Source organism: Neorhizobium sp. PAMB6716, from assembly GCF_058242805.1.
Map to the genome: position 1 here is coordinate 1,024,018 of NZ_JBZAYW010000002.1, position 16,259 is coordinate 1,040,276.

14 protein-coding genes are annotated in these 16,259 nt (G+C 61.6%); 1 reads left to right on the top strand and 13 read right to left on the bottom strand.

Features of this window, described 5'->3' with window-relative positions; all coding sequences use genetic code 11:
* Window positions 1–127 precede the first annotated feature (127 nt).
* Genes AC4CWH_RS23285 through AC4CWH_RS23315 form a run of 7 tightly spaced genes read right to left on the bottom strand, consistent with a single transcriptional unit; the run spans window position 128 to window position 6,604 of the window.
* Window positions 128–1,195, bottom strand: coding sequence for a 4-oxalomesaconate tautomerase (locus AC4CWH_RS23285; RefSeq protein ID WP_491321653.1), 1,068 nt, complete (start codon window positions 1,193–1,195; stop codon window positions 128–130).
* A 30-nt stretch (window positions 1,196–1,225) separates the two neighbouring features.
* A complete protein-coding gene (locus tag AC4CWH_RS23290; RefSeq protein ID WP_491321654.1) occupies window positions 1,226–1,732 on the bottom strand; it encodes a tripartite tricarboxylate transporter TctB family protein in 507 nt (168 codons plus the stop codon).
* Entirely contained in the window at window positions 1,729–2,718 is a 990-nt protein-coding gene (locus AC4CWH_RS23295) for a tripartite tricarboxylate transporter substrate binding protein (protein WP_491321655.1), read from the bottom strand. Before AC4CWH_RS23295 ends, AC4CWH_RS23290 begins: the two co-directional genes overlap by 4 nt.
* A gap of 29 nt (window positions 2,719–2,747) precedes the next feature.
* Complete coding sequence (locus AC4CWH_RS23300) at window positions 2,748–4,265, bottom strand: tripartite tricarboxylate transporter permease (protein WP_491321656.1); 1,518 nt, start codon at window positions 4,263–4,265, stop codon at window positions 2,748–2,750.
* Between the two features lies 1 nt (window position 4,266).
* Window positions 4,267–5,151, bottom strand: coding sequence for an NAD(P)-dependent oxidoreductase (locus AC4CWH_RS23305; RefSeq protein ID WP_491321657.1), 885 nt, complete (start codon window positions 5,149–5,151; stop codon window positions 4,267–4,269).
* Between the two features lie 47 nt (window positions 5,152–5,198).
* The gene (locus tag AC4CWH_RS23310) at window positions 5,199–5,873 is read right to left on the bottom strand and encodes a 4-carboxy-4-hydroxy-2-oxoadipate aldolase/oxaloacetate decarboxylase (RefSeq protein ID WP_491286081.1); all 675 of its coding nucleotides are present in this window, start codon (window positions 5,871–5,873) and stop codon (window positions 5,199–5,201) included.
* A complete protein-coding gene (locus AC4CWH_RS23315) occupies window positions 5,870–6,604 on the bottom strand; it encodes a PIG-L deacetylase family protein (protein ID WP_491286079.1) in 735 nt (244 codons plus the stop codon). The genes AC4CWH_RS23310 and AC4CWH_RS23315 overlap by 4 nt, the downstream gene beginning before the upstream one ends.
* Before the next feature lie 111 nt (window positions 6,605–6,715).
* On the opposite strand from AC4CWH_RS23315, the gene AC4CWH_RS23320 reads away from it, so the two are divergent.
* Entirely contained in the window at window positions 6,716–7,939 is a 1,224-nt protein-coding gene (locus AC4CWH_RS23320) for a LysR substrate-binding domain-containing protein (protein ID WP_491286077.1), read from the top strand.
* Between the two features lie 14 nt (window positions 7,940–7,953).
* Here the strand turns inward: AC4CWH_RS23320 and AC4CWH_RS23325 are convergent, their stop codons facing one another.
* The 6 genes from AC4CWH_RS23325 to AC4CWH_RS23350 all read right to left on the bottom strand — a co-directional run bounded on the left by AC4CWH_RS23325 (window position 7,954) and on the right by AC4CWH_RS23350 (window position 16,185).
* Complete coding sequence (locus tag AC4CWH_RS23325) at window positions 7,954–9,108, bottom strand: mandelate racemase/muconate lactonizing enzyme family protein (protein WP_491286075.1); 1,155 nt, start codon at window positions 9,106–9,108, stop codon at window positions 7,954–7,956.
* A gap of 25 nt (window positions 9,109–9,133) precedes the next feature.
* On the bottom strand, window positions 9,134–10,342 hold the full coding sequence (gene manD, locus AC4CWH_RS23330) for a D-mannonate dehydratase ManD (RefSeq protein WP_491286073.1): 1,209 nt from the start codon (window positions 10,340–10,342) through the stop codon (window positions 9,134–9,136).
* Window positions 10,343–10,346: 4 nt separating this feature from the next.
* Entirely contained in the window at window positions 10,347–12,044 is a 1,698-nt protein-coding gene (locus AC4CWH_RS23335; RefSeq protein ID WP_491321658.1) for an ABC transporter ATP-binding protein, read from the bottom strand.
* Window positions 12,044–13,192, bottom strand: a complete 1,149-nt coding sequence (locus AC4CWH_RS23340; RefSeq protein WP_491321659.1) for an ABC transporter permease — start codon at window positions 13,190–13,192, stop codon at window positions 12,044–12,046. The genes AC4CWH_RS23335 and AC4CWH_RS23340 overlap by 1 nt, the downstream gene beginning before the upstream one ends.
* Complete coding sequence (locus AC4CWH_RS23345) at window positions 13,189–14,175, bottom strand: ABC transporter permease (RefSeq protein WP_491321660.1); 987 nt, start codon at window positions 14,173–14,175, stop codon at window positions 13,189–13,191. The genes AC4CWH_RS23340 and AC4CWH_RS23345 overlap by 4 nt, the downstream gene beginning before the upstream one ends.
* A gap of 72 nt (window positions 14,176–14,247) precedes the next feature.
* On the bottom strand, window positions 14,248–16,185 hold the full coding sequence (locus AC4CWH_RS23350) for an ABC transporter substrate-binding protein (protein WP_491321661.1): 1,938 nt from the start codon (window positions 16,183–16,185) through the stop codon (window positions 14,248–14,250).
* Window positions 16,186–16,259: the final 74 nt, after the last annotated feature.

Below are 16,259 nucleotides of genomic sequence, written 5' to 3' on the forward strand. Positions count from 1 at the left end.
CGTGCCATCCGCCAATCGCGTCAGCTGATTCGACTGCCGAGTAGCGTGACTTCCGAAGATCCTTTCAAAACGCCATTCTGGGAATACAGCCTCTCCCTTCATGAAGCCTCCCTTCGTGCTCGCAATGTCAGTTTGCGAACACGTATCCATCAAAAAGCTTGCGGGCGGTGCGCAGAAACGAACATTCGCCGAGCCCGCCCGGCGCATTCGGGTCAAGGCGCAGCAGGATTTCCATCTGGCCGGTTGGATGTTCGACGGCCACGGTCTTGTCGTCACCGGCCGGAAGGACGGCCATGGTGAAGGCCGGGCTTTCGGGAAACATGCAGGCCGTGGCAACACTCAAGGCTCCGAACACGCCGATGGACGCATGGACGCGGTGGGGAATGAAGCTGCGGGTCATGATGGCGCCACCGCTGAGCGGCGGTGCGACCAGCGTCATCTTCGGAACGGATTTCTTCGTGACGTCGCCGAGGTTCATCAGCGGGCCTGCCGCAAGCCGGATGCGCTCGATCCGCGCCTTGACCTTTTCGTTCCCCTCCAGGTCCTCGCGGCTCTCATAACCGGACAAGCCGAAATCTGCCGCGCGCATGACAACGACAGGCATGCCGTTGTCGATCAGCGTGCAGGTGATGCCATCGATCTCGGTTGCAGCTGAACCGGTCGGCAGCAGTGCTCCGCAGCTTGAGCCGGCGGCATCGGTGAATGTGAGATAGACGGGGGCCGCCGGCCACGGCACACCGTCTATGGAGGCGTCGCCGGTATAGACCGGCCGGCCGTTTTCGGTGCGGATCCGGGCCACGGCGGATTGTCCGGTATTTTCCATGTAGATGCGGACAGCAGTCTCGCCGTCGCTGGCCTTGACGAGCCCACGTTCGACGGCAAACGCACCGATGCCCGCAAGAATATTGCCGCAATTCTGGCTATCGCTGACAAGCGCCTGGTCGACGAACACCTGGAGGAACAGGTAATCGACGTCAAAGCCCGGCCGGGTCGATGCACGCACGACAGCGACCTTGCTGGTCAGCGGATCCGCACCGCCGATACCGTCGATCTGGCGCGGATCGGGCGAGCCCATGATACGCAGCAGAAGACGGTCGCGCTCATGGCTCTCCGAGGGCAGATCGTCGGCGAGGAAATAGGCCCCCTTCGAGGTGCCGCCCCGCATCATCATGCACGCGATCCCGTTCTGCATCATGGTCATCACTCCTGTTGATTTCGGTTGAGGTCAGGGCAGTGGAAGTTCGAGCAGCCTGCCGAACAGCCCGTAGGCGATTGCCCAGAATCCGACACCGGTGGCGATAGCGCGGATAAACGGCCGTTCCCCCGGAAAAAGCAGCGTCGCCACGCCTGTGCCGATGCCAAGGCAAAGGGCAAGACCAATCCATTTTGCGCTGAGCGCAACGGCGATGAAAAGGCCAAGCAGCCCAGCCACACGCGCGACGTCTATCCTGTCGCTCGAGCCGCCGAAGTCTTTTCCACGCAAGACCTGCACCAGATAGACCGCCGAGACGATCAGTCCGAAGACGCTGACTTCGATGGGCAGCGATCCCGGCCCGACATCGCCGCGCGAATGGCCGGCCGGCAAGCCAAGGCTCATGGAAAGAAAGGCGGCATTCCAGAGCATGGAAATGCCAGCGGCAATAAGGTTTTGCCAGAAGTGTTTGCGGGTTGCCACGCCCCCTGATGGGGGGACGTGGTTGGAACCTTGAGCGAACGAAGCCTTCGTCGTCATTGCGCGTATCCGTTCGCTTTCAGGAAGTCGAGCTGGCTTGCGAGATCGCTTTCCGCGCGCCGGGTGAACTCTTCTTCTTTCCAGTCAGGGCTGTCCTGGAGTTGCTCGGACTGAAACTTCTTCCAGTCTGGCGAAGCAGTGACCTTGTCTATGGCCGTCTGAATGGAATTGACGACATCGTCGGGCGTCCCGGCTTTCACGGCGATGCCGCGCCAGACGGCCCCCTCGATATCATAGCCCTGTTCCTTGAATGTCGGCACGTCGGGCAGAAACTCGCTGCGCTTGTCGGTGGAGACACCCAGCAATCTGATGTCGCCGTTCTTCACCTGGGCAAGGCCCGTCGACGGTGTCATCATCGCCGCGTCGATGTGTTTGCCGAGCAGAGCAAGCGTCACCTTGCCGGAGGCATCATGCGGGATCCACCCGCTCTCGAAGCCGCCCGATTTCATCAACTGGTAGAGCATGTATTGGTGGAAGCCGCCCGGTGCGTGACCGCCGACCTTCAGCCCGCTTGGGTTTTCCTTCATGTATTTGACGAAATCGTCCACCGTCTTGAACCGGCTGTCGGACAGGACGGCCAGCGAGGAAGGCTCCGATTGCATGGCCCGCAGCATGCGGAAATCCTTCAGCTTGAAGGGAATGAGGCCCTGCGCGATACCGAATGTCAGCGTTCCGGTAAAAACCAGAATGTTGTAGCCGTCCGCCGGCTGGGTCATGATCTGCGATACGCCGACCGCGCCGCTGCCACCGGGGCGGTTATCCACCTTGACCTTCCAGCCGGCGTCCTTTTCCAGAAGCTCGGCAAGCTTGCGACCATAGGTGTCGAGCGCTCCTCCAGCACCCGCCCAGACCACAAGCGTCACACCCTTGTCCGGGAACCCGGCCGCCATCGCCGGTGCCGGCGCAACAACACCCGACAGGGCGAGTGCCAGTCCAAGGGCGGTCCCGGCCAGACGTCTGCCGAACAGTCTTCTGTTGATCTTCATGTGTTTTCTCCTCCTGTTTAAGTTTTTGATCAGCGCAGAGCGCCCTTCGCTTCGTCGGCGCTCCCCTGCCGTGTGCGACGGGCCTGAAACCGTCGCCAGAGCGGTGTCAGCAGGCTGACAAGGCTGAGGACGAGGAACAGCAGGCTGACCGGATCGGTGATGAAAATCATGTAGTCGCCCTGCGAGGAAACCAGCGCGGTGCGATAATTGGATTCCACCAGATAACCGAGCACCATCGCCAGAATGACCGGTGCAACCGGGAACCGCAGCTTCTTCATGAGATAACCGACGACGCCGAAACCGAGCATCAGGTAGACGTCGAACATCAGGTTGCGGATGGCAAAGGCGCCGAGCACGGCGAAGGCCATGATGCCGACCGCGATCACCGCATCCGGCAGGCGCATGACCCGGGCCATCAGCGGCAGGAACAGCGAGCCGGCGGCATATTGCACAAGTGACGCAATGATCGTGCCGAAGAGGATCGCATAGACGAGAGAGGGCGCCTCGGTGAAGAGTTGCGGACCCGGATGCAGGCCATGCATGATCAGCGCGCCAACCATGATGGCGGTCGTCGGCGAGCCCGGTACGCCGAGCGCCAGCAGGGGAACGAGAGCGCCGCCGACCGTTGCGTTGTTCGAGGCCTCCGGCGCCGCAATGCCATTGGCGGAACCAAGGCCGTATTCTTCCGGATGCGGATCGCGCGCCCGGGCATAATCCCGAGCCACCCAGCAGGCAATGTTGCCGCCGACGCCGGGCAAGATGCCGAGCAGCGTGCCGATGACCGAACCTGATAGCATGGACCGCCAGGTTTCCTTCCACAGCGCACGCGACATGAACACGTGGCCGACCTTGTCCTTGACGAGGGGTGTCGCCATCGCCCGGTTTTCGATCATCGCCAGCGCTTCCGAGACGGCGAAGAGACCAATGAGGGCGGCGAGGAACGGCACGCCTTCATAAAGCTCGAACAGGCCGAAGGTGAAGCGCGGCGTGCCGGCAATCGGGTCGATGCCGACCGTTGCGAGTGCAAGGCCGAAGGCAGCACAGACGAGACCCTTGAGCAGCGAGCCACCGGAGAGCGCCGCAACCGATGTCAGCCCGAAGACGCCCACGGCAAAATAACCCGCCGGACCAAATTTGAGCGCGAGCGAGGCCAGTGGCATCGCCAGCAGCAGCAGTGCCAGACCACCGAACACCCCGCCCACCGTGGATGCGGTCAGTGAAATCGAGATTGCCTCGTTGGCCTTGCCCTTGCGTGCCATGGCGTAACCATCGATGGCGGTGGCGGCCGCTGCTGCCGTGCCGGGCGTCGAAAGCAGGATCGCGCTGATCGAACCGCCATATTCGGCCGAGGTATAAAGCGAGATCATCATCAGCATGCTCAGCTCGGGGCCGAGGTTATAGGTGAAGGGGATGAGCAGGCTTAGCCCGATCGATGGGCCAAGACCCGGCAGGGCGCCGATGATGATGCCGAGCAAGGCTCCGAGGATAAGAACCACAAGGCCCGAGAAAGAAAAAATGACGCCGAGCGACTGAAGGATGCCATCCATGTCAGAGGTCCTCTGCCAGGCGACGTGCCAGGACGGGCACGAAACCGCGGTATCCGTCGTTAACAGACAGGCCCTGGTTTTTCAGTGCGGCATGGGCTTTGGCGATCGTCTCGCAGGCAGCCCGCGACATTGGAGCTTTTAGTCCAAGCGATTCAATGGTCTCTGCCGCTTCGGTCATCTCCGTTACGCGGCGCGCACCGTGTTCGAGCGTACGCGACAGGTAATAATCGGCGATCTGGCGCCAATCGATCCCCGGGAAGGTTTCGCCGACGGAATCGAGGATACGTTCGGTAACACCGGCCCGCTCCGCCGATGACAGCGCCTCGATGAGAAGTGCTTCGACGCCCTTGATCATTACCGAACGGATCATTTTCACGGACGAGGCCTGGCCCGGTGTGTCACCGACGGCCTCAAGGTTCATTCCGAGTGCATTCAGCCGCTCGGCAGCCTCCAAAGCGCGTGGACCGGCAACAAGGATCGGCACCTTCTGTGCGTAAGGTGGCACGCGCGCCATGACGGCTCCTTCAACGAAGCTGCCCTTGCCCGCCGCGATCTCGGCTGCAGCGAGAGCCTTGGTGTCCGGGCCGACGGAGTTGAGATCGATGAAGATGGCATGCTGCGAAAGATGCGGGGCGACTGACGCTGCAACGGCTCTGGTCGCTGCCCCCACGACGAGCGACAGAACGATATCCGCCGACGCGATGTCGGCAATCGTGTCGAGCGGCTGCACGCCGCGTTCTGCCGCAGTAGCGCGCAGGCCCGCAGAGGCTGCCGGATCCTGAAACCGCAGGTCAAATGCGGCAAGCCGCACGGCGTTTTGGCCATCAAGGCCGCCGGCGATGGATTGCGCCGCCTCACCGAAACCGATGAAAGCAATCGTGGTCATATGTCCTCCCGTGCGGAAAAGGTTCCTCTCCCTTTCCCGGCTTCTGATCAATCGATGTAGGTCAGTCCTTTGGCGGCAAGCGTCTCGCGCATCCCGTAGATGTCGAGGCCCAGTTCCCCCGCCATCAGTCGCGCGCGGGTCTGGCGTTCCTTCTCCAGCCGCGCCCGGGATGCCTGCAGCGCGGTTTCGGCCCTGGCTTTCGGCACGACCATCACGCCATCGTCATCGGCAACGATGATGTCGCCGGGCGAGATACTGGCGCCGGCACAGACAATGGGGACGTTGACGGAACCGAGCGTCGCCTTGACGGTGCCTTGTGCGGACACGAAGCGGGACCAGACGGGAAAGCCCATTTCCTCCAGTTCGGCGATGTCGCGAACACCGGCCTCGATCACCAGCCCGCGCACGCCACGCACCTTGAGGGATGTGGCAAGCAGTTCGCCGAAATAGCCTGCATCGCAAAGCGAGGTCGGGGCAACGACCAGGATGTCGCCCTCCTGGCATTGCTCCACGGCCACATGCAGCATCCAGTTGTCTGCCGGCGGAATGGACACCGTCACCGCAGTGCCGGCCACCCGCGCGCCTTTAAAGATCGGCCGCATGTAGGATTGCAGCAGGCCGATGCGGCCCATGGCTTCATGGACAGTCGCTGTGCCGCATTCAGCCAGCGCATCGACGATGGCGAGCAGCGGCCGCTCAATGGTGCGGTGTACGACACTCATGCCAGGGCTCCATGACCGAGCGTGCCGGTGACATGCGGAAAGACCGCCTCATAGGCCTCGCCATAGGCGATCTTGTAGTCGGAATTGCGCGACGCCTGGACACCACGCTGAAGCGCGACCCGGGTATAATATTCCCAGAGATGCTCCTGGCCTTCCATGCATTTGATGGCTGCCAGCTTCTTCTCCCAGACCTCGGTGATATCGAGAAGGAAATTGGGCTTCCAGTTGCACTGCTCCGGCTGGTGCGGCTCGAACAGGTACACCGGGGGAGCGCCGAGGATAGGCACGTCCGGCCGGTGCCCGTGTGCCTGCGCGATGACGCGCGCATGCTGCGCAAACTCCGTGGCCATCGGGTGGTCGAAGTTGTAGGGGTCCTGGCGGGAATGGGTCAGCATGAATTCCGGGCGGATCTCGCGGTAGAGATCGACCAGCCGATCGAACGCCGCCGGCGTGATCTGCAGGGGATAATCGCCCAGGTCATAGAACTGGATATCGTGAACGCCAAGCGCTTTGGCGGCATTCTCTGCCTCGCGCCTGCGGTCGGTCTTCACGGCGTCGAGTGTCATGCCGGCTTTGCGCCAGAGCTTGGCGGACTCGCCGCGTTCGCCGAATGACAGGCACACGACGGTGACAGCATAACCCTGCTTTGTATGAGCCGCGATGGCGCCGCCGGCCCTCCAGACGAAATCTGCGGAATGGGCACTGACAACGAGCCCGGTCTTCTGATGCATGTTGATGCTCCTCCATGTTTGAGGCGAACATTCGCACCAAAGGTAAGGGCGGGGCTAATACGAAAGCAGTGCCGGGTTATAGCTTTTTGCGAATCCGTGTATGGTTCTCCCATGATCGCAACCGACCTCAATCTTCGTCATCTGCGTGCCTTCATGCGCGTCTGCGAGACGGGCAGCCTCAATCGCGCGGCAGCCGACCTCAATGTCTCGCAGCCCTCGGTCTCCGTGGCTCTCGCCGGCATCGAGGCCCGCTTCGGTGCGCAGCTGCTTACCCGTTACGCCGCCGGCAGCCAGCCGACGAATGCCGGAGAGGTGCTTCTGGCGCGGTTGTACCGGATGGAAAACCAGCTCATCGCGGCGCTCGGAGAAACGCTCGGCGCCAGCTCGAAACGCGACCCCATCCTGGTGTCCAAGGCCCTTGCCCATATCAGCTTTCGCCAGATCGAGGCGCTGATCGCGCTTGCCGGCAGCGGCTCGATCACCGAAGCGGCGCGCTCCGGCGCGCGCTCCGCAGCAGCCCTCCACCGGACACTGCACGAGTTGCAGGCCAATCTCGGCAAGGCCATCTTCGTGCGCAGCCCAAGCGGCCTAGCGCCGAATACGGTCGGGCGGCGCCTCGCCATGCGCTGGCAGGTGGCGCTCATCGAACTGGAACAGGCCGCCGACGAACTCAAGGAACTCGAAGGCCGCCTGGAAGGAAAGATCAAGATCGCGTGCCTGCCGCTTGCCCGCACCCTGCTTCTGTCCCGCGCGCTCAATCCGCTGCTCGCCGCTCATCCCAATGCAAGGGTCGAGGTGATGGACGGTTCCTACGAACTCCTGTCACAGCAGCTGCGCGCAGGGGCGAGCGACATCCTGATCGGGGCCCTACGCTCGGGAAGCGATCTGGCCGGCCTGAAAACCGAAGCGTTGTTCGACGACCCCTATGCGATCGTCGGTCGGGCGAACCATCCGCTGGCAGCATGTTCCAAAGGTGCATCGCTCGATGACCTGGCGCAACAGGAATGGGTGGCGCAACGGTCGGGCACGCCCATTCGCGCTGCCTTCGATGCGCTTTTCGAGACATGCCCGATATCGCCGCGCGCCAGCATAGAGACAAGCTCCCTCGTTTTGACCCGCGCCATCATTCTGGAAAGCGACCGCCTGTCGATGCTCTCAAGCCGACAGATCGCTGTCGAGGAACGCGAAGGACTGCTGTCGTGCATTCCTGTCACCGGCCATGTGCGCGAGCGGCTCGGCACGCGCACAATCGGCATCACCATGCGCGAGACCTGGCTGCCGAGCAGGCTGCAATCGATCTTTCTCGATCACATCCGCACGGCAACCTCGTCCTGAAAGACTGGCGGATTTCACCAGTTGGTGACGGATCCGTCCCGGCGCTTGAGGTGCGGTGCCTCCCAGAATTCGAATTCCTGCCGGGAAAGCAGGTCCTCGTTCACTTCGATGCCGAGCCCGGGTGCATCGGAGACGGGGTAGAAGGCGCCTTCAAGCCGGGGCTGAGTTGGGAAAAAGTCGGAGTTGTCGAATCCCAGATGTGTTTCCGCCGGGCTGCTGCGGGTTTCGAGCCAGGAGAAATTCGGCACGGCCGCGCAAAAATGCACGGTTGCTGCCGTACACACCGGCCCGAGCGGATTGTGCGGCATCATGTCGACATAATGCGTCTCGCTCCAGGCGGCGACCTTCATGCTCTCCGTCAACCCGCCGACATTGCACACGTCAAGCCGGTTGAACTGGTGGATGTCGCGCTCGATATACGGCTGGAACTGCCATTTCGAGGCAAACTCCTCGCCGATGGCAAAGGGGATATCCGTCATCCGCCGGAGTGCTTCATAGGCGCCGGGAGATTCGTCGCGGATCGGTTCTTCAAGGAAATCGAGTGTTCCCGAGGGCATCTTCTGGCAGAAGCTGGCAGCTTCCGCCACGCTGAGGCGATGGTGATAGTCGATGCCGAGCACGATGTCGTCGCCGAGCGCCTCGCGTGCCTTCACCAGCCACTTGGCCGTTGTTGCGATATGCTCGCGCGGTTCGTAGATTTCCTTTTCCTCGTGACCGGCCGGCGACAGGCGCATCGCCGTCCAGCCATGCTCGACCAGCATTTTTGCCTGCTCGATCATTTCCGGTCCGGGCGCTGCAAAGGTCGTGGCGAAGGTCGGAATGCGGTCGCGCTGCTTGCCGCCGAGGAGGTCGTAGACGGGAACGCCCAGCGCCTTGCCCTTGATGTCGTAGAGCGCGATGTCGATGGCTGAAATCGCCGCCTGCAACACGCGGCCACCCTCGAAATACTGGCTGCGGTACAATTCCTGCCAGAGCGCGCCGATCCTGAACGGGTCGCGGCCTTTGAGAAATTCCGCATAGTGTTCGAGCGCGCCGGCAACAGCCTTTTCACGACCAGAAAGGCCGCTTTCGCCCCATCCGAAAATGCCGTCATCGGTTTCCACCTTGACGAGGAGCTGGTTGCGGATGCCGACCTTGACGGCATAGGTCTTGATCGCAGTGATCTTCATGGTTGTGCCTCCCTTTGCTGTTCGCCTACCAGTGCCACAGGGTGCCGTCTTCCAGACGGTTCACCGGCAGATAGGCGCGCTGATAGGGATACTTGGCCGCCAGTTCCTCATTGATATCAACACCGTGGCCGATGGCATCGCCCGGATGCAGATAGCCGTCGTTCAGGCTCCAGGCGCCGGGGAAGACGTCGAGGATTTCCGGCAGGTAGCCGGAATATTCCTGAATACCGAAGTTTGGCACCCAGAGATCAAGGTGAAGGTTGGCGCCCAGGCAGATCGGTGACATGTCCATGGCGCCGTGGCAGGCGGTGCGCACATTATAGACCGATGCGAAGTCCATGATCCGGCGCAGTGCGGTCACGCCGCCGGCATGCACGCAGGTGGTGCGGATATAGTCGATCAGCTGCTCTTCCATCAGAAGGCGCGCGTCCCAGAGAGTGTTGAACACTTCGCCAACGGCAAGCGGCGTGGTCGTGTGCTTGCGGATCAGGCGAAAGCCTTCCTGGTGTTCGGCCGCAACCGTATCTTCCAGCCAGAACAGTCGGGCAAATTCGAGATCCTTGCCGACGCGCGCCGCCTCGATCGGCGTCAGCCGGTGGTGCGCGTCATGCAGAAGTTCAACGTCCCATCCGTGTGCCTCGCGCACCGCCTCGAACAGTTTTGGGATGTGGCGCATGTATTTCGACGTTGACCACACTTCCTCGTGCGGCACGGCATCATCTTGCGCATTGTTGGTAATCGCCTTGGCGCCTGTGCCATAAACGTCCGGTAGGCCCGGAATGCCGACCTGTACGCGCACGGCCTTGTAGCCTTGCTCGATGCGCCGGCCTACGGCATCGACCGCTTCTGCAATGTTGGTTCCTTGCGCATGCGTGTAGCACAGCACCTTTTCGCGGCTCGCACCGCCGAGCAGCTGGTAGAGCGGCATGTTGGCGGCCTTGGCCTTGATGTCCCAGAGTGCCGTGTCGATGCCGGCAATCGCTGCCATCGTCACCGGACCCCGGCGCCAGTAGGCCCCCTTGTAGAAATACTGCCAGATGTCTTCGATGCGGCTTGGATCACGGCCGATCAGAAGCGGCGCGATATGTTCTTCCAGATAGGCGACCACCGCCAATTCTCGCCCGTTCAGCGTCGCATCGCCAACGCCCGTCAGCCCTTCGTCGGTGAAAATCTTGACCGTGACGAAATTTCGGCCGGGAGAGCAGACAATGATTTTGACATCGGTGATTTTCATCGACTTATCCGTTTGCTGGAACAGTGGGCGCGACATAGCGGAAACGGTTCTGTATCCGTCGGTCGCGGGGATCTGGATGGGGAATGGCCGAGAGCAGCGCCCTCGTGTAGTCATGGGTCGGACGATTGACGACCTGGTCGGTGTCGCCGGCTTCCACGATGCGACCGCGATACATGACCGCCACGCGGTCGCACATGTAGCGGATCACCGACATGTCGTGGGAAATGAACACGTAGGAGAGCCCCAGCTCATCCTGCAGTTTCATCATCAGGTCGAGCACCTGCGAGCGCAAGGATACGTCGAGCGCTGAGGTCGCTTCGTCGGCAACGATCAGTCGGGGCTTGACGGAGATGGCGCGGGCAATGCCGATACGCTGGCGCTGGCCACCGGAAAACGCGTGCGGATACCGTTCGCGCCAGCTGGGTTCAAGCCCCACCTGCTGCATCAGTTCCGCCACCCGATCTTCCAGTTCCGCACCGCGCATGCCGGCCAGTTTCAGCGGTTCGGCAATGATCTGGCCAACGGTCTTGCGCGGGCTGAGCGATCCGACTGGATCCTGAAAGATCATCCGTACCTCGCGGCGCAGTTCCTTCAGTTGCGGCTTGTCAGCAAGCCGCAGGTCGATGCTGCTGCCATCGGCGCGGCGGTAGTTGATCTCGCCCGCTTGTGGATCGTAGATGCGCAGCAGGCAGCGCCCCATCGTCGTCTTGCCGGAGCCACTTTCTCCGACAATGCCGAGCGTCTCGCCCGGCCGGACGGTCAACGACACGTCGTCAACCGCCTTCAGGCCGGATGGAAACGTCAGCGACATGTTGCGCACGTCGAGCAGCAGCGGGGCGTCGGCTGCGATTTCGGCCCGCTTCAGCCGGATCTCGGCCTTGCGCTCCAGCCGCACCACGGAGCCGATCAGCCGCTTGGTGTAGTTGTCCTTTGGCGCATGAAAGACCTCATCGACGCTGCCATGCTCCATCACCCGGCCGCGATACATCACCAGCACCTCGTCGGCGATTTCGGCGACCACGCCCATGTCGTGGGTAATGAAAAGCACGGCCATGCCATGGTTTTGCTGCAGCCGCTTGATCAGGTCGAGGATTTCCGCCTGCGTCGTCACGTCGAGCGCCGTCGTCGGCTCATCGGCGATCAGCACTTTCGGATTGCAGGCAAGCGCCATGGCGATCATCACCCGCTGGCGCATGCCGCCGGAAAACTCGAACGTATAGCGGTCGATAGCCGTTTCGGGTCGGGGAATTTCCACCTGTCGCAGCAGGTCCAGCACCCGTTCGCGGCGCTCGGCCTTCGGCGTGCCGAAATGGATACGCAGCGCCTCGCCGATCTGCTCGCCGATGCGGTGGACCGGAGACAGCGAACTCATCGGCTCCTGGAAGATCATGGCAATGTCACGGCCGCGCACCCGGCGGATCTCTTCGCCGCGCGGATCGAGCTTTGCCAGATCGACCGTCGAGCCGTCCTCCCGGGTGAGCCAGATCGAGCCACCCTCGATCCTGCCGGGCCTGTCGACGATCTGCAGGATGGAGCGGGCCGTGACCGACTTGCCGGAACCGCTTTCGCCGACGACGCAGAGCGTCTTGCCGCGCTGCAATTGAAAGGACACGCCATCGACCGCCTTGAATACCCCGGTGCGGGTCTTGAAGTAGGTGCGCAGGTCTTCGACATTCAGAATGGTGTCGTGGGTCATGCTCATCAGACGGACTCGTACGGGTCGGCGGCGTCGCGCAGTCCGTCGCCAAGGAAATTGAGGGAAAGCACGGCAATCACGATGGCGGCCGCCGGCGTAAACAGCAGCCAGGGCGCCTGCGCTACCGCGCGGATGTTCTGCGCCTCCTGCAACAGCACGCCCCAGGAGATGATCGGCGGCTGCAGGCCGATGCCGAGGAAGGACAGCGCGGTTTCCGCCAGAATCATCGTCGGGATGGCCAGCGTCACGGTCGCGATGATGTGGCTCATGAAGGATGGCACCAGATGGTGGAAGATGATGCCGATCTCGCTCATGCCGTCGAGGCGGGCGGCGGTGACGAAATCCTCGTCGCGCAGCGACAGGAACTTTCCGCGCACCTCGCGGGCAAGGCTGGTCCACCCAAGCAGGGAGACGATCAGCGTAATGACGAAATAGGTGCGCAACGGTGGCCAGCCGACCGGAATGGCGGCAGCCAGCCCCATCCACAACGGGATCGTCGGGATCGACCGCAGCAATTCGATGATGCGCTGGATCACCATGTCCACCCAGCCGCCGAAGAAGCCGGACACGCCGCCAATCGCAACGCCGAGCACGAGGCTCATCAGCACGCCGACGAGGCCGATGGAAAGCGAGATGCGGGCGCCGTAGACGACGCGCGAGAAGATGTCGCGCCCGAGCCGGTCGGCCCCCATGATGTAAAGGCTGTCGCCCGGCTTTGCGTTGACGAGCCCGAACAGCTTTGTCTGCATGGGGATGAACCCGAGCATGCTGTAGGGCGCGGACGGCACGAGAAATCCAACAGCCACTGGTTTTTGCGGGTCGGGCTCGAATTCGCGCCGCATGCTCTCCTTGTTGAGCGTCATCTTCAACTGGTCGACATGGGGCATGAAGGCGCCGTCATGCATCAGTGAAAGGCCTTGCGGCGGCGCGTAGGTGAAGCGGGCATTGGTGGCATTGGGATCAAGCGGCGCGATGAAATCGGCAAAGGCGGCAATGAGATACATCAGGCAGATGATGACGAGGCTTGCCAGCGCGATCTTGTGCTTCTTGAACTTCAGCCAGAACAGGCGCCACTGGCCGGCAACCGCGATCGTCTTGTCGGCAAGATCGATCCCGGTTTCTGTCTCGGGGGGGAGGTGGGTCATGTCGGTCATGTCAGTCTAATCCGCGGATCGGTCATGGCCAGCAGGATGTCGGAGATCAGCGTGCCGATGATGGTGAGGACGGAAATGAGGAGGATCAGCGAGCCGGCGAGATACATGTCCTGCGCCAGCAGCGCGCGCAGCAGCAACGGACCCGTGGTTGGCAGGCTCATCACGACGGAAACGATGATTTCGCCGGAAATGACGGCCGGCAGGATCCAGCCGAGTGTCGAAATCAGCGGGTTGAGCGCCAATCGCACCGGATAGCGGATCAAAAGCTCGAACTCGGACATGCCCTTGGCGCGGGCGGTGGTGACGTAGGGCTTGGACAGTTCGTCCAGCAGGTTGGCCCGCATGATGCGCACAAGCGCTGCAAGCGAGCCAAGGCCGATGACGATCACCGGCAGCCAGACATGATTTGCCAGATCAAGCAGTTTGCCGAGGCTCCAGCCGGCATCGACATAGGCAGGCGAGAACAGGCCGCCGACGCTTTGGCCGAACCAGACCGACATTACATACATGGCGCCGAGCGCCATCAGGAAGTCGGGCACGGCAAGGAAGAAGAAGGCAAGGAAGGTCACGACATAATCGGAGATCGAATACTGGCGAACCGCCGACAGAATGCCGATCGGAATGGCGACCGCCCAGACAAAGCAGAGCGTCAGCAGCGACAGCATCAGCGAAAAGCCCAGCCGGCTCCAGATCAGCTCCGTCACCGGCTTGCCAAGTTCGAACGAGATGCCGAAATCGCCGTGCAGGAGAATGCCCGCCATCCACTTGTAATATTGGAAATACATCGGCTGATCGAGGCCGTAGCGCTCGCGCATGGCGGCAACGGTCCCGGCTTCCACGGCGCCGCCCTGGCTTGCCCAATCGGCCATCAGCGTCGTCAGATAATCGCCCGGCGGCAGCTGGATGATGATGAAGGCAATGATCGAGACGGCAAACAGTGTCGGAATGGCAAACACCAGCCGCTTGGCGATATAGCGAAGCATGTCAATGACCGTTGATTTTCACGGGAGAGAGCTTGGCCGAAAGCGCTGACGCTTCCGGCCTTTGTGTGCGGCCTAGCGGGCCTTGTCGAAATACCACTGCGACAGGGTCGGCGCCGGGTGCCACAGGTTGCCGGTGATCGGAATGCCGTCGACGACGTTTTTCAGATCCTTCGACACCATCATGTATTTCGGCATGGGCCGGGAAATGCCGATGTTGAGGAAGTTCTCCGCCGAAAGGTTGAGGAATTCCTTCATCCGTGCCTTGCGGTCGTCATCATTGACGGACGCATTGACCTTGTCATAGGCCGCCATCAGCGCCTTGATGTTTGCGGGCGGCTCCTCGCCGGTGGCGGGATTGGCGTACCATTCGGCCCAGCGCACGGCAAAGAAGATGTCCGCCTTCTGGAACGGCATGTAGCAGCGCGGATCGGTATAGACTTCAGACAGGCCGCCGACGCAGTTCCAGATATAGGCGTCCTGCTCGTTGGCGCTCCACATGGTGTTCAGCCGCGCGCGATCGGTGGTGCGGATCTGGATATCGATGCCGACGTCTTTCGCATATTGCTGCACCATCTGCATGACATCCGGATAGGACAGGCCGAACACATCGGCAACCATGAAGTTGATGGTGAAGCGCTTGCCGGTCTCGTCGAGGCGAAAACCTTCGCCGTCCTTGTTCGGCATCAGCTTGTCGAGTTCGGCATTGGCCGCTGCCGGATCATACTCGGTATATTGCGTTGCCTCCTTCTCGTTGAACAGCTCATGTTCCGGCTGCACGGCAACCTGCGCCGGGGCGCCCTGGCCGACATAGACGAGATCAATGATCTCCTGCCGGTTGATCGCCTTGCTGAGCCCGATGCGGAAATCCTTGTTCTGGAAGATTTTCCGCTTCACCGGATCGTTTGAGTTGAGGTTGAGCAGGATGACGGCGTCATTGGCCGGCAGGTCCTTCACGTCGACAAAACGGTATTTGCCGGTTTCCTGGCCGTCGAACAGAACCGACTTGAAGGTGGAATTGTTGATATGGCGGAACGCGAAGTCAAATTCGCCCGACGTCATCTTCAGCGCCATCAACTGCGGATCATCAAGCTTTGCCCAGGTGACGTTGTCGATATAGGGCAGCTGGTTACCGGCCGTATCGACCTTCCAGTAGAAGGGATTGCGCTTGGCTGCCACCCGCTCGCCATCGGCATAGGGCACCGTCAGGATCCATGGGTTCATGGTCGGAAGTTGCAGATTCTGCCAGTAGGCGGGCTGGAAGGTCAGCGAGATCTTCGAGTTGAACAGCGACACCCAGTCGCTCACCGCCGGGTTTGCCTTGAGCAGTGCCGGAATACCGTCCTTGTTGTACTTCTCGTGGAACTGGCTGAGATAATGTTTCGGGTAGATCACCGGCAGGTGGCCCTGGCCATAGGCGAGCTGCTGCAGGAACAGGCCATAGGGCGCGTCGAACTTGAACTCTACCGTCTGTTCGTCGATCTTGCGAACCTTGACCGGCTTGCCGGCCACGGTAAAGGTCGGGTTCTTGGCCGGCGACAGCGCCGGGTTCATGAACACGTCCTCGTACCAGAACATGATGTCGTTGACGGTAAAAGGCTGGCCGTCGCTCCACTTCAGCCCCTTGCGCAGGGTAAAGGTGTAGGTGGTGGCATCATCGGACGCGGTGAATTTCTCCGCCAGTGACGGCTCGACCTTGCTCCACTTCGGATCCCAGCGCACTAGCAGTTCGTTGGCAATGGTGCGGGTCAGATTGTACTGGTCGCCATTGGCAAGGATCGTCGTACGCAGCGTTCCGCCATATTTGCCGACGCCGTCGACCATGGTTTCGACGAACGGATGTTCTGGAAGACGTTCGGTCACCGCCGGCAGCTTGCCCGCCTTCACCTGTTCATCGAGGACAGGCGCCTGGTGATACTCTTGCGCGAAAGGCGCGCCGGCCAATCCGCAGACAACAACTCCCATCAGCCCCGTCGACACGATGAGGCTGCGCAGCTTGTGCTGATAGCACATGGTATTCCTCCACTTGGTAAGTGCCCGCTCCTCAGGCACGCCCGATCGTCCCAGCCAACCGGATGCACGGAAAC

Bases quoted from the DNA above. Each gene is read 5' to 3' on its own strand.
- AC4CWH_RS23285 (WP_491321653.1), bottom strand. From the start codon at position 1,195: ATGATGCAGAACGGGATCGCGTGCATGATGATGCGGGGCGGCACCTCG.
- AC4CWH_RS23290 (WP_491321654.1), bottom strand. From the start codon at position 1,732: ATGACGACGAAGGCTTCGTTCGCTCAAGGTTCCAACCACGTCCCCCCA.
- AC4CWH_RS23295 (WP_491321655.1), bottom strand. From the start codon at position 2,718: ATGAAGATCAACAGAAGACTGTTCGGCAGACGTCTGGCCGGGACCGCC.
- AC4CWH_RS23300 (WP_491321656.1), bottom strand. From the start codon at position 4,265: ATGGATGGCATCCTTCAGTCGCTCGGCGTCATTTTTTCTTTCTCGGGC.
- AC4CWH_RS23305 (WP_491321657.1), bottom strand. From the start codon at position 5,151: ATGACCACGATTGCTTTCATCGGTTTCGGTGAGGCGGCGCAATCCATC.
- AC4CWH_RS23310 (WP_491286081.1), bottom strand. From the start codon at position 5,873: ATGAGTGTCGTACACCGCACCATTGAGCGGCCGCTGCTCGCCATCGTC.
- AC4CWH_RS23315 (WP_491286079.1), bottom strand. From the start codon at position 6,604: ATGCATCAGAAGACCGGGCTCGTTGTCAGTGCCCATTCCGCAGATTTC.
- AC4CWH_RS23320 (WP_491286077.1), top strand. From the start codon at position 6,716: ATGATCGCAACCGACCTCAATCTTCGTCATCTGCGTGCCTTCATGCGC.
- AC4CWH_RS23325 (WP_491286075.1), bottom strand. From the start codon at position 9,108: ATGAAGATCACTGCGATCAAGACCTATGCCGTCAAGGTCGGCATCCGC.
- manD (WP_491286073.1), bottom strand. From the start codon at position 10,342: ATGAAAATCACCGATGTCAAAATCATTGTCTGCTCTCCCGGCCGAAAT.
- AC4CWH_RS23335 (WP_491321658.1), bottom strand. From the start codon at position 12,044: ATGAGCATGACCCACGACACCATTCTGAATGTCGAAGACCTGCGCACC.
- AC4CWH_RS23340 (WP_491321659.1), bottom strand. From the start codon at position 13,192: ATGACCGACATGACCCACCTCCCCCCCGAGACAGAAACCGGGATCGAT.
- AC4CWH_RS23345 (WP_491321660.1), bottom strand. From the start codon at position 14,175: ATGCTTCGCTATATCGCCAAGCGGCTGGTGTTTGCCATTCCGACACTG.
- AC4CWH_RS23350 (WP_491321661.1), bottom strand. From the start codon at position 16,185: ATGTGCTATCAGCACAAGCTGCGCAGCCTCATCGTGTCGACGGGGCTG.